Origin of the sequence: Aquimarina amphilecti (genome assembly GCF_900109375.1) — a bacterium.
In the GTDB taxonomy this organism is placed as follows: domain Bacteria; phylum Bacteroidota; class Bacteroidia; order Flavobacteriales; family Flavobacteriaceae; genus Aquimarina; species Aquimarina amphilecti.
On the sequence record NZ_FOAB01000001.1, the window covers coordinates 246251 to 261228 of the forward strand.

The 14978-nt window shown below is 33.2% G+C and carries 8 protein-coding genes; 6 read left to right on the forward strand and 2 right to left on the reverse strand.

The window, feature by feature from the left end:
• Positions 1-6 precede the first annotated feature (6 nt).
• The 6 genes from BMY33_RS01030 (at position 7) to BMY33_RS23865 (ending at position 14021) form a co-directional block, all read left to right on the forward strand.
• The gene (locus BMY33_RS01030; protein ID WP_091404293.1) at positions 7-9876 is read left to right on the forward strand and encodes an RHS repeat-associated core domain-containing protein; all 9870 of its coding nucleotides are present in this window, start codon (positions 7-9) and stop codon (positions 9874-9876) included.
• Positions 9854-10249, forward strand: a complete 396-nt coding sequence (locus BMY33_RS01035) for a hypothetical protein (protein ID WP_091404296.1) — start codon at positions 9854-9856, stop codon at positions 10247-10249. Before BMY33_RS01030 ends, BMY33_RS01035 begins: the two co-directional genes overlap by 23 nt.
• 376 nt (positions 10250-10625) lie before the next feature.
• Positions 10626-11306: a hypothetical protein gene (locus tag BMY33_RS01040; RefSeq protein ID WP_091404298.1), complete on the forward strand. Its 681-nt coding sequence runs from the start codon at positions 10626-10628 to the stop codon at positions 11304-11306.
• Between the two features lie 728 nt (positions 11307-12034).
• The gene (locus BMY33_RS01045; RefSeq protein WP_091404299.1) at positions 12035-12601 is read left to right on the forward strand and encodes an REP-associated tyrosine transposase; all 567 of its coding nucleotides are present in this window, start codon (positions 12035-12037) and stop codon (positions 12599-12601) included.
• 755 nt (positions 12602-13356) lie between these two features.
• Entirely contained in the window at positions 13357-13809 is a 453-nt protein-coding gene (locus tag BMY33_RS01050) for a hypothetical protein (protein ID WP_091404302.1), read from the forward strand.
• A gap of 77 nt (positions 13810-13886) precedes the next feature.
• On the forward strand, positions 13887-14021 hold the full coding sequence (locus BMY33_RS23865) for a hypothetical protein (protein ID WP_280139498.1): 135 nt from the start codon (positions 13887-13889) through the stop codon (positions 14019-14021).
• 71 nt (positions 14022-14092) lie between these two features.
• Here the strand turns inward: BMY33_RS23865 and BMY33_RS01055 are convergent, their stop codons facing one another.
• Together BMY33_RS01055 and BMY33_RS01060 are read right to left on the reverse strand one after the other, a co-directional pair.
• Positions 14093-14287: a hypothetical protein gene (locus BMY33_RS01055; protein WP_091404304.1), complete on the reverse strand. Its 195-nt coding sequence runs from the start codon at positions 14285-14287 to the stop codon at positions 14093-14095.
• A gap of 145 nt (positions 14288-14432) precedes the next feature.
• Positions 14433-14978 carry an RsmD family RNA methyltransferase gene (locus BMY33_RS01060; RefSeq protein WP_091404307.1) on the reverse strand — a complete coding sequence of 182 codons (546 nt, stop codon included), beginning with the start codon at positions 14976-14978 and terminating at the stop codon, positions 14433-14435.

Consider the following 14978-nt stretch of genomic DNA (forward strand, 5'->3'; position numbering starts at 1 on the left):
AAAAATATGAATACTAAAGCTTTACATAACGGATTATTATTCCTTTTGTTTTTCATTGGTTCTATTGGTTACGCTCAGAATGAAGATGTTTATACCGCAACTCAGTTAAATGATATCATAGACAATTCTAATGGCACTTTAGTTTTTGAAGAATCAGAATTGCCTAATGATAATATTCTTGACGTTAATGCTATGACATATATGGCATTGAGTGTTAATGAACAATTGGGCGTTGCATCTTGGTTTAGATTTTCTTTGGAATTAGAAGTTACTCCATTATTTCCGATGGGAGAACCTGTAAAAACAATTGTTTTAGAAGTAGAAAGTAATAATATTCCTGGTTCAGGAGGAAGCTTAACCAATATCAATAAACATTTATTGAGAGATATTTATGGTGCTAATATTAGAATTATTAATACTACCTATAAAGATTTAGATACTGATAGTGCAGAGCAAAATAATGTATCAGTTCCTGAAAATGTATCACTTAAGGTAGGTTTTGACGCTGATCGTTATTATAATTTAGATCCAACAAATGCTCCACAAATTTCGGTACCAACCCCTCAGGATATAACAAGTTCTAAAGCAGTAAATATAAGTTGGACAGCCGTTTCTGGTGCTATTAGTTATGATGTAGAGTGGACTTGGGTTGATAATTATTCTCATGATTTTTCGACACAATTACGACCTGAACAAATTAATTTTTCTACAAGAGATTTTGAATTAGATAATACAAGAATTCAAACTGATCAAACAAATTATTCAATACCACTGATTTATTCAAAAGGATATATCATCTTTAGAGTGCGTGCAGTAGGTAAATATCTGGAAGATATTACAAAATATAAATATGGACAATGGAGTAGTGGTAGTGATGAGAAACAAAAAGTAGGAGATTGGGCACCATATATTGTAGAGGTTACCGAGGATCATGAAAATAATAAAAACTGGCAGTTTCAAGCGAGTTATGCAGAGGAAGGTAAAAAGAAAGAAGTAGTTAGTTATTTTGATGGAACTTTAAGAAATCGTCAAACAGTTACTAAGATTAATAGTGATGATCATGCAATTATTGGTGAGGTGATTTATGATGGACAAGGAAGACCAGCAGTTGAGGTATTACCAGTTCCTGTAAATGAAAATGAAATTCGGTATTACGAAAACTTCAACCTAAACGATGCGAATGCTCCGTATAGTTATCAAGATTTTGATACAGAAGATAAAATTTCACCAAATGAAGTAAAAACAATTGGGATGTCTGATGCTTCTGGAGCTAGTAAATACTATTCAGGAAATAATGATATAGCAACTCTTTTTAGGGATCGTATTGCACAAGCAAGTGGGAAACCATTTTCTCAGATAGAGTATACATCTGATAATACGGGTCGAATTAAAAGAAAAGGGGGAGTTGGATCAGATCATCAGTTGGGAAGTAAACATGAGATGCGTTATTACTACGGGAAACCGAAACAAAAAGAATTAAACAGACTTTTTGGGTATAATGTAGGTAATGAAATTCATTATAAGAAAAATATTGTAATCGATCCTAATGGACAATCAAGTGTTAGTTATATTGATCCACAAGGAAGAACAATTGCTACTGCACTAGCAGGAGGAAGTCCAACAAGTTTGGTGCCGCTGTTTGATGAAACCAACAACGTCTTACACGAAGAACTTTTATTTAATCTTTTTGAAGACCCTAAAAGTAATGCGAACTATGTAACAGGTAATTTTGGAGCATTAGAAGATGCAAAGTTATATACTTCTCAACAAGTAAATGCTGCAGATCTTACAGATTATTTCTTTGAGTATGCCTTAGATGCTACAGAATTACGATTTTCTTATGAATGCGTTAATGGAACAAACGCATATCCTTACGTATATGATCTTCAATTAGATGTAATGAATGATGTAGGGGAAACATTACTTCCTAATACTATCAATACTACGGTTACAACTGAAGATGGTTTATCACTATTTTTATTAGAGGAAGAAGTAGAAGATATGGAAGCTGGTTCTTTTGGTGTTGCAAAGTTGTTAAAAGTTAATAAAGAGAAGCTAGAAGAGTATACAGAAGATTATATCGCTAGGATTACAGATTCTACAAATGTGGAGTGTTATGTAAATCCGTCTCCATTTTCTCCAGAAGCCACTCTAGATGGATGTTCTATTGAAAATAAGGAAGAGTGTATTAATGCTATTCTTATGGGACTATCAGTTGATGGCGCAAGAAATGCTTATATAAGTCAACAAATTGCTGCCTATCAAGATTTTTCTACTACAGAGGAGCTTCAATTATTAGAACAACGTTTTGCTAGAGAATTTGATTTGTTATTAGCTGCCTGCGAAGATGCTTTTGGAACAGATGGTATTAGTACTGATGGAACGGACGATCAAGATGAGGTAATTAAAAATTCTATTTCGTGTAATAATGATAAAGATGGATTAGTAAAAGACATGAGTATTGCAGGTCAGTATGGAATGCAGTTTATTGCTGAAGTTGATGATCAATTAGAAGAATCACGTATTTGGGGCAATTTAGAACCACTTAGTATTTTTAACCCTAGTAATATTTTATTTAGTGCTAATGGTAAAAACTGGAGGAACCCTTTTCATTATGAAAAGGATTTAGGATCAGATAAAGGGCATTATTATGATGAAAATGGCTTTATAAGTTATATTAGGGTAAAAGATAATGGAAATGGAACTTATGAGCCTGCACTAATAGATGATCCACAAATAGATTTTGATTTAATACCTACAGAACAAGAAGGATACTATAATGTAGAACCTCAATTTGTGGCATTTGATAAGATTGATGACTTAAGAAGTTATTGGCAGAATTCCTGGGGAGAATCGCTGATCGTGTATCATCCAGAATATATCTATTTAGAGTATTCTTTTGGAGTATGTGCAGAGATAAGTAATATTGGTACTTCACTTAGAATGAATAGTGATGGTTTTAATAATTATATAAGTGGATTAGAAACATATGCAGAAGCAGAATTAGAGTTTAATGTATTCGCAGGACCTAACGTATTGGTAAATAATGATCCATATTTCAAACAAAGTATTACAAATTTTGAGATAGGTAGTAGCTACACGAATCGTGTTAATTTAATGGAGCACGCATTAAACACTGATTACGATAGCTTTGGGACGTCTATGCTTCAGGTTGCATATAATACAGCGATTTGTAACAGTATATCAGATTGTAATAACAATTTTTCATCATTTAGTGGGTTAACTGGAGCTATAAATAACCTCTCTGAATCTGATCAAAATAGAGTATGGCAAACCTATAGGTCGTATTATCTAGCGCTAAAACAAAAGATCCAATTTGTTTTATCCTCGCTATACGCATATAATAACGGATTTTATAATACCTGTATTGGTGCTGATGAAGCGCCAGCATCATTAGTAGCGGTAATTTCGGATTATCCACAAGCAAGTGCAATTAATGGATTGTTTAGTCAACCATCGGATAACCTATGTAATGCAAATGGAAATGAGTTGTATCTGGAAAAAGAAAAGCGTTTTCCACCAATAGATGATTTATATAATTCGGGTCAAGATGCAGCAGATGTAGTGCAAGAAACTATTAATCAGGCTAATTACGAGTATTATATTAATACTGGTATATGTCCAATGGCTAGAGACATGGAGTTGTATCTTAATGGATTGGCGACGGAACTTGATGATGAAGGAGAACCAATTTCTTTAACAACTTCTAGAGAATATAAAGGCCAGTATTTAAGCAAGGATTTATTTGAAGAATTAGATGGTACGCTTCCTTCAGGCAGTTTTGATGTGGTAGGAACACCAAATGGTAGTACATTAACATTAGCATTTGATAATGGAACTCCTGTTACATTAACGATACCTGCTACAAATGCATCTAGTTATTCCTGGACTGGATATAATAGTCAGTGGCGTATTACTAGGATGAGTAATATTTATTATAATGAAGATTCTTATAGTGCTAGTACAGAAACTTTTGGATTTCAAATTTTAGCAAGAGTACAGACTCCGGGATCAAATGCTAGTTCTTTTGAGGAAATTGTATTATCAGGTACTACGCAGGCTAGAATAGGAGAGTGTTCTATAAATAATTCGGGGAATGATGTTGGTCAGGATTTAGGATCGGGTGCAGAGGGAACCTCAGTCTTTAATGATTGTGATAAGCAACCACGTTTTAAAGCTGCATTAATCAAATTAATGAACGCATTAGTTCAGAATGGAAATATAGGGAATTCTGAATATGAAATAACCAATCTTAACGAATATAAGAATAGTTATTTACCAGAATATTTCGAAATACCAAATGGTCAGAATGTATATTGGCGTGTTGCAGGTAATACGTGTTATATAGAAACAAATTCCGAAACGTACCTTACGTATGTATTAGATGGTAATTTGCCTGCTGGTTCTAATTATACGATTAGTGGATTGTTTATAGGAGAAACGATCAATAATTTCACAGGAGTATCTAATGTTGCGAATTTAACCTATCTAGATGCTAATTTTTCTAAAGTTAAAATAGAAGGTAGAATTTTTAAAGAGGCAAAAACACTCTTGAATTTTTCTTGTTGTGGAGTTGATGATAATGTTGGTGAACCGGATGGTTTTTTAACCTGTGCACAAGGAGCTTCTTCATTAAAGCCAGAATTAGCTTACCATTTTGTGAATTTAATGAATGCCTTACTGTTCAATAATGATTTTTTTAATCAGAATGTTTCATTAGCAAGTTATCCAGAATATAATGAGTTTTTACAGAAGTTTTTTCAGGCTAATTCTATTGAATTCTGTAATCAGTCTAATGTAGATTGTTCTGCTACTAATGTAGATTTTTTTGATACCAATCAAGTAACCTGGAATTACGCCGTTGGAGAAGGAGGAGTATTTTCTCAAATTCAATATAAAGACATACATATTTTCACTACGAAATTAGGAAATTTAGAATCAGAACTTAGTAGCATTGAAGAAATTGTAGATATAGAATTTAATGATAATAATCCGGGGGGGAATGGTGATTTTCGATTTATGTATCGTAATTTTGGTAGTAATCAAATTGAAGAGATAAGTATTAAATTATTTGGTTCTCAAAATAGAATCCCTCTTACCACAAGTGGACAATGGATTTCACGTTCATATTTTGACTGTGATCTATTTGATGTTTTAGAGCCAGAACCTTGTACAGGAACGTCAATTTTAATTGATGAATCATTTGAGGCAATACAAAGTTTGGAATTTTTAAATGGAGGTATTGCCACTGCTTTAAGAAGTACTTTTCTTGATGTAATTCCTGATTTTTCTCCTTCACCATATGGACCTCTTGCTTACTTCAATACTAACTTAAATACTGTTATTATTAATGATCACCCTGCAAGCCCAGATGGGGGAGTTTTTCTTGGTGTTCCAGGAAGCAGTATACAAGGAATTAGTGGTAGTTTCTTTGCGGAAATAGATATAATAGCGGGAAGAACATATACTGTTTCATTTTATCAAGCGTACGGAGGATTTGATTATGAAACTGTAAACCATCCTATTTCCGAAGTTGGAGATCGAACTAATTTTATAGTTACGTTAAATGGACAGGTCAGAAAAGCTCCGACAGTTACTTTTAATGGTTTTGGTAATCAAACTTGGCAAAGAGCAGACGTAAGCTTTACTGCAAATGAAACAAAACAAGATGCGGAATTAAAGTTTAGCGTGAATGTTGTCCCTGATAAATCAAATTATTTAACGATTGATGGTATAAGAGTTGTCGAATCTTGTGGAGAAACTCAACCTATACAGCCAATAGCCGAATCATTATTAGGTAGAAACTCTGGTTTCAACTCTAGAGCCTTAGGAGATGAAGACGATCCTGGATCTTGTCTGCCGTGTATTCCACAAACCGTGGAGCCTGTAAGTTGTACAGATGCTTATGAAGTATTACAAACAGTAGCTAACGGGATTAATGGATATACCTTACCGGAGCTATATACTTTAGAATATTTCTGCGATATTAAATATGCCATCATCACTCAGGATTATAAATATTATATCGACGAATTAGAGATTGATACTATCGAGAGTTTACAGTTCTTAACGATAGCAGAGTTCGCTTCTTCAGAACTAAATTATGGTAGTCTAAATACAAGACCTATTATTGATCAATATGTTATCCACGTAGGTCAAGACGCAGAAAATGCAGATAGTTGGGTAGACTTTGTAGGAGGATATATAGATGAAAACGAACTACCTTGTCAACCTACTGTAATTACAGTAATACCAACAGTAGAGGTAGAAGTTGTGGATGAAGAGAATGATTGTGAAGAATTTATTCTTAATGTAAGTGAAACATATAATGCAGATAGCTATAACAACTTCTTAGATGCTAAAAGACTAACGTTTAAGAAAGCTTATTTAAAAGCTGCGTTAGAGAATGTAAGTGAGGCATTTACAATGCGTTATTTTGATAAAGAATATCAATATACCTTATACTATTATGATCAGTCAGGTAATTTAACACAAACCGTACCTCCTTCAGGAATTGATCGTTTTACTAAAGATGAATTGGATGTTAATGGTATTCATGCACAGATCAATGCACATAGACTAGAGGATAGAGCAACTGAGAATCCTACATTATTGCCAAAGCATAGGCTAGTTACTGAGTATAAATACAATTCTCTAAATCAATTGGTATGGCAGTATACTCCTGATGGAGGCGAAACGCGTTTTGCTTATGATGATTTAGGGAGAATCATTGCATCCCAAAATGCAAGGCAAAAAGAAGATAATACCTTTAGTTATACGACCTATGATTATCTTGGACGTATTACAGAGGCTGGAGAACTTACTCCAAAAGAGAGTATTGCTATTGAAGAGAGTACTGGTAAACTTGTTTTTACAGCAGATAATGCATGGGTGCCTAATGGAATATCAGATAATTATCCTAAGAACGTTTCTGATAATCAGATAGAAGTTACTAGAACTATCTATAGTACACCTGTATTTAATGCAGCAGCTATTTTTAACACAGTAGGAACTGAAAGCACCAATCTAGTTGATAATTCTAGAAATAGAATAACGGGGATCTATTATTTTGATATCGTAGAGCCAGGAGTGTTAATCAGACAGTATAATAATGCCATATTTTATGCGTACGATATTCATGGGAATGTAAAAGAAGTAGTACAACATAATAAACAAATGGCAATAGATGCTACCAATAGTATTTCTGGAATCAAAAACATAGAGTACGAATATGATCTAATTAGTGGTAATGTACAGCGTGTAGTATATCAAAAAGGAAAACCAGATCAGTTTATACATAAGTACGCGTATGATGCTGATAATCGTATTATCAATGTACAGACTTCTGATGATAATATGATCTGGGAGCAAGATGCAACTTACCAATATTTTGCACATGGACCATTGGCCAGAACCGAATTGGGTGATGCTAAGGTACAAGGTATGGATTATGCCTATACACTACAGGGCTGGTTAAAAGGAGTAAATTCAGAAAATTTATCACCAAATGCGGATATGGGTAATGATGGTGCTGTTGGTTCTAATGTAGCAAAAGATGCCATGGGATATTCATTATCCTATTATGGAATCACAGATCCTACTACTACAACTGGCGATTATACATCTGTTGGTAATACTGCTGCTACAGCATTTTCTAACGGTAATGCAGCGGGTAAGAACTTGTATAATGGTAATATTAAACAGATGATTACCAGTTTGATTGATAATGATGAATCCATGCTAGCATTGCAACGTAATGAGTATGAATATGATCAGTTGAATCGTATCAAATCCATGCAAGGATATGATGGTGATGGTAATGAAAATTACAATACTACCTACGATTATGATAACAATGGTAATTTAGAAAAGCTGATGCGTACCGATCATACGGGTACGGTGATGGATAATTTTACCTATAATTATAACGAAGAGGCTACTGCAGATCCTCTTACTACTAAAAAGTATAAACTATCCAATCAATTACGCTCTGTATATGATGATCCAAGTATCGATGCGGTGTATGATAAAGATATCGATAGCGGGCAGGACTTGGATAATTATATCTACGATGAAATTGGACAATTAGTAGAGGATAAAGCAGAAGGTCTGGTGATAGACTGGCGTGTAGATGGTAAAGTACGTAAAGTGACTAAGAATGATGGTACTACCATTAGTTTTGGGTATGATGGATTAGGAAATCGTATTTCTAAAACAGTAATGCCAGAGAATAAGACTACACTTTATGTAAGAGATGCGCAAGGTAATACCATGGCGGTATATGACACCTACTCTGATGGAATCCAGAATCCGGAAGTAAATCCAATAGAATTAGAACAAAAAGGAGAGGATATCGCAGATGCTAAGGATTATAAGGCAGTTGATATCATCACGGTAGGTACAGAGGCAGAAGAAGTTGTTGTCGAACCTACAGCGGTTGTTACGTATACAGCAGGAAACGGAATCACCTTAAAACCTAACACACACCTTAAAGCCGGAGCAGATATCCTTGCTAGGATTGCACCAGTAGAAGGAATGGTGGGTAATGAAGAAGGCGTATTCTTAACAGAGCATCATATCTATGGTAGCAGCCGATTAGGATTAGAAGAAAAGCGTATCAAAACTACTGATGAAGATGCAGAAGTGGCAGATATATTTATCAATAGAGTAGGAGATAAGCGTTATGAATTAAGTAACCATTTAGGTAATGTACTGAGTGTAGTTACCGATCGCAAGTTGATTGATACGGAGAATTTAGCTACCTTTACTCCAGACGTTCTTTCATTTAATGATTACTATCCGTTTGGCATGTTACTACCGAATAGGCACGGTAACAGTAGTGACTATCGTTATGGCTTCCAAGGACAAGAAATGGATAACGAAATCAAAGGAGAAGGGAATAGTCTAAACTATAAATTTAGGATGAATGATCCGAGAGTGGGTAGGTTTTTTGCGATGGATCCTCTAGCTCCACAATATCCGTGGTATTCCCCTTATCAATTTGCAGGGAATAAAGTTATAGCGTGGCGTGAGTTGGAAGGTCTTGAAGAAGAAAATGTTAATGATCAAATTCCTTTAGAAGACGCTAATTGGTTTGTTAAAGGTATGGCGAATTTATTTGTTGCTGCCGTAGAAGTTGGCGATAACTTTAATGAATCTAATTTGGGCTACATGATTAATGAACTTAGCGGAAATCCGACAAGTACAGTTGATTTATCTAGTGATGAAAAATTTATCCATAGCTTACGAGGTTTTAAAAACATGGTTGATGTAGCGTCACTTCCACTAGCAGCGCTTGAAACTTTACAAGTAAGATCGGTAGATTTTAAAACAAAATACAAAAAAGATATTCCTTCATTAAAAGTGGTTAACAAGAAAGTTGTTGATAAAGTAGCAACTTCAACTTCTAAAATAAAATTAAAACTACCTAAAATAGAGGTTCCCGAAAAACCATTAACTCCTCCAGTAAAATTAGTCCCTCCAACAAAAAGAGAAATAGCTGAAGGATTTGTAAAAAACAGTTTAGGCAAAAATGGGGGGGAAGCACAATTTGTTTTAAATACAATAAACTTTAAAAAAGGTGTTCAAAAAGTAGTATTAAACGTTGGAGATAGAATATGGAGATTTGTTACTCCTGGGAGTGATAATGCTCCAAATCAACATTTTTATACAGATGCTTATGGTGCTGATGCTGGACCTGGTGGAGTTGGTCTTACTAGTGGAAATAAGATTTTGATTGAATATAAGGTAACTTCGCCTACAACTGTACTTAAAACAAAAATTAAAGGAACAAATCAAACTCAATATATTTCAAAGGATTTACAAAATAGCGTTGAAGAAATCAGTAGAGAATAAAATGGTAATAGAGAAAATAAAAGAGATAAGAAACCTTCTAACAAAGAAAATGGATAAAAAGACAGAAGCAATAGATTTATTGTTATCTATGTTGCTAGACGTTATAACCTTTGAAATTAGGAGAGATAATTCGATATCTGATAAAACAGGAGAGGCCCTTATACAAATAGTTTCTTTTCAATCAATTGAATACTATTATCATGGTGATTTTTTAGAATTAGATTCTGAATTAAAGAGATTTGCATACATTTTGTGTGATTATAACGAAAATCTTAAAAATCATGAATTGGATGTAATTGGAACAAAACCTGAAAATTGGAGTAATTATTTTGGTGAGTTTGTGAATAGTGTTTTATCTAAAGAATGGATATGACCCCGCTCCCGCTAGTCTGTGACTAGTGGCCACAAAGATGTCTCGTCCTAAAAAAAGTTTACATATTTTACATTAATCCTAGAATAGATTTACAACTTATTCTTAGTCCTATTATTGGTTTACAATAATAGGACTTTTTATATAATAATTCTTCCATAGTTTTTCTGTTTTTATATTGTTTAGATGTACTTGGTTTGGAGTAAGATTTCCCCCTGATGGCGCGAGCATCTCGTAATGATCGCTAGTGCTAGCATCCATGCTAGTACCGTTTGTGAGTAAGCGGTAAGAGTAATTAGATAAGAGTAAGAAATGAAATATAAGATAAAAGCTACCTAGAAATGGGTGGACAATAATTAATAACCCAAAATAAATAAAAATGAAAAAAAGAGTACCCAAAATTTTACTTGTATTATTATTAATTAGTGTTTTTACCGTTGGCTGTTCTAGTGATGATGGAGATGCAGGAAGTGGATCAAGTTTTGATTTTTTTATTGTTGCGGATCTTGATGGAGTGGGATTTGATGCTGGAGTAAATGAAGGATCCACGACAATACCTACATACACATTAGCTAGTGGCGGTATAGATATCATAGGGAACAGTAATTGTGTATACTCATATGATGCTGGCTTTACAGCTATTAATGATGCGGTTTTACCAAGTAGTTATTTTAATTTCAATGCTTTTTATGATGGTTCTTGTGGTTCAGATGCAGAGTTGGCAGTATTTAAAGAACTTTTTGTAGTAGGTAATGAATCATATATTGATAATACCAGTTTTGGTAAAGGGATAGAATATGTGTATGTTCTTAATGGTGAGGATTATTCTACAAAATATGGAGATCAAACAGGTAGTGGTTTTAGGATTACTTCTATAGAATTACAGCAAGAGTTAATAGCAGGAGATCTTTATAAGTTTTTTCATGTAGCAGAAGGTGTTTTTAATTGTAAAGTATATAATTCTTCAGATCCTAGTGATATGCTAGAAATTACAAATGGTAGGTTTAAGGTTGTTATTTTTGCTAAAAATGATGGTTTTCTAGATGCTATAGGAAATTAGTTTGCTCTAGTACTCTTCTGATGGCCCCAGATGGCACTCGAATGAGTGATCGCTAGTGCTCGACTCTGTCGGGTACCGTATCAGTTAGAAAATGTATAATATAAAAAGATAAGAGCTACTGTAACCGGTAGCTTTTATCTTTTATTGTTTGTGAATTTTTGTTAACTCTTATGTCCACTCGACAGGAGTCGAGCGGTAGCAAAAGAACATCTACTTTTACAGGTCAAGAATAAATGAGAGTATTTTTAATAGTACCCTGATAGCGCTCGAATGAATTATGGCTGATGCTCGACTCTGCCGGGTACCGTATCTGTTAAGAAATACCCCCTGATGGCGCTCGTATTATTGCTCGCTAGTGCTCGACTCTGTCCCCTGATGGCGCTCGAATGATTGCTTGCTAGTGCTCGACTCTGTCGGGTACCATATCTGTTAAGAAATACATAATATAAAAAGATAAAAACCAATTGTAATAGTTAGTTTTTATCTTTTATTGTTTGTGAATTTTTTGTTTACTCTTATGTCCACTCGACAGGAGTCGAGCGGTAGCAAAAAAACTAAAAAATGCTGTTCGAATTATATATAGAGTAGCTTTTGTGTTTATAAATAATAATGTATTAGTAGACACTTGTTGTAAACTAGTACCAACAATCTAAGTTTCATCAAATATTCATTTTTACTAGGTAACAATTCTTTATCGACTAACACTAGTATATATAAGAGGGTTATTAATGAGTAGAAAATATAAATTTCATAATAAAAAAGGGCTCTATTTTGTCTCTTTTGCTACGGTATACTGGATAGATGTATTTACTAGACAAATATATTTTGATGTATTAGCAGAAAGTGTAGACTATTGCAGAAAAGAAAAAGGAATGGAAGTATATGCATATTGTTTTATGCCTAGTCACATACATTTTGTTTTTAGATCCAGTAATGAACAACCAATGGAATTACTAAGAGATTTTAAGCGATATACTTCAAAGAAAGTAATTGAAACTATAGAAAAAAATCCACAAGAAAGCAGAAAAGAATGGTTATTGTGGATGTTCGAACAGGCAGGTAAGAAGCAAGGGAATGTACACAAATATCAATTTTGGCAACATCATAATAAACCTATTGAGTTATGGACGGATAAGGTGATTGAACAAAAAATAGATTATATTCATAATAATCCGGTCCTATCTGGTTTTGTAACGGATCCTATAGGTTGGAAGTATAGTAGTGCAAAAAATTATCAAGAAGATCATACTGTTTTAAGAATAGACAGTGATGGTTATTTCTTTGGATTAGTATAATAAAAGGCTTATGCACAAGTTGCAAACTTGCGCCAGCGACCATACTCTGAGAATGATTTACAAACAACAAAGCCGCTATTTCTATTGGCTTTGTTGTTTGTAAACGATAGAAAAAAGCTTAATAAACTTCCAATTTATTATGTATTTTTTCTATTTCTGTATCCACATATGATTGTACAAAATGTACATATCTGTAGAAAGAATTACCCATTCTGGCGCTAGAGTGATTGCTACCCGATATTCAGTAGAATAATATTGAATTAAAAAATAAAATAAAAAAATATTAAAAACGACAGTAACAAAATTTGGTTTAATGACACTTACTAATAGTAAGAACATAATTCAATAATTATGGTAGGCATTTATTGAACACGTAATTACTAAAATAATCAATGACTACGGTTTCATAGGGGTATGTGTACCGTAGTCGGATTTTGTACACTTAAAAAAACAGAAAGCAACTTCGCACGAAGTTGCTTTCTGTTTTTTTTTTTTTTTTATAATATTTTTCTTGTAAAGAGATTGTTTATCATGCACTACACATATCTTAAACATAATCAAATTGTGAATAACTATGCATGCATTGTTAATAAATTGTATCTAAACGGTTTTTTTATTAAAATTTTGTGTACATTTATCAGGCTTAACGATTGGACCCTAATATGATTTAATTAACACATGGATTGTGAATAATCATAATAAATAAAAAAAAACATATCAAATCACGCGAATATTAAAACTCATTACCCCCTATAATGAACAACTACAAACTAACGATTATCGGATTTGCAATATCCGCATTCCTGTATTTCTCATCTATTTTTTTAGAACTTGATCTTTTCGAATTAGTATTATCTTTTTTAGCTAGTATAGAACAGTTTAATTTTGGCGAATTTATTCTTCCCCTTATGATATTTTCTGTTTTCTTGATCTTTGATATGCGTAGACGTGTAAAAAAAATCAAATTAGAAAATGCAAAATTAAAGATTTATAAGGCAATGTTATCTTCTAGCCATCATATCCTGAATAATTTTATTTATCAGATGGATATATTTAAAATTACGGCAGAAGATACACCTGGTTTTGATGCAAAAACATTAGCGTATTATGAAGATATTATAAGTAATACATCGAGTCAGATTCATTCCCTTAGTAACCTCTCTACCATTGACGAGTATTCTATCCGGACTTCTGTAATGGCTGGATAATTAAAAATAACCATAGATTTACTTTACTATGTGTTTGTAAGTATACTTCTTCTTCACCGACTGTACACAAAAAGAATATGGATATTATAGAGTATCTTCTCGGAAAAGGAGGTTTTGCATTATTAGGACTTGTAGTTATAGTAGTTTTATTATATAATAAAATAAAGGCTAGAAGAGAATTTAGAGTTTCTCCTAAGAAGAAAAACAAATAAACTATTTGGTACTAAAAAAGGAGCCAAATGTATCATAAGACTCCTTTTAGTATTATAAGAAATATTCTTTCTTAATTAAATAGACATACTTTGTGTGCAGAAAATGTACTGTATCTACATGAAACATCTCCAGGTCCTAAAAAAGGAGACATATTCCAACAGTCAGAATTACTGTTGCATCTTCTACCAGCAATGTTTCCACCATTGATTTCCTTTTGTTGTTCTTTGTTTAAAGAGGTTCCTAAATTTTTGATTTTGTTAATCATAATGTGAAAAATTTAATTTGTTATATCATGTTCAAGATAAATTCTTCGCTAGTATGAATAACAACTTTGTGGAAGTTCTACAAAATTGTGTGGACCAAAGTTGTGTTTAAGTTAAAAGGATCCTTATGAATCTTTTAATAAATTTTTAGGATTGCTCTTTTTCAAAAAAACTAAAAACGGATCCGCCGTATTTACGAGCATTTCTAAAATTAGGAGCATTCTCTAGAGATGTGTGTTTAGAATGTTCGATGATTAAAATACCTTCTTCATTGAGTAGGTCATTAGCAAAAACCAATTCGGCAATTTTGGTAAACTGCTCCGTGCCGAAATCATAAGGAGGGTCTGCAAATATGATGTCAGATTTTCTTTTTACTTTTTCTAAATAACTATAGACATCACTTTTTATAGTTTCAATGTTGAAATCAAGTTCTTTGGCAATATTCTTTATATAGCCGACACATCCATAGTTAGTATCGACTGATGTGATGTTTTCTGATCCACGTGAGGCAAATTCATAACTGATATTTCCTGTTCCAGCAAAAAGATCTAATAAAGTTACCTGAGAAAAAACATAATGATGGTTTAGAATATTAAATAATCCTTCTTTGGCCATATCTGTTGTAGGCCGTACTGGCAGTTTTTTTGGAGCCTGTAATCTTTTTCCTTTATATTTTCCTGAAATAATTCTCAT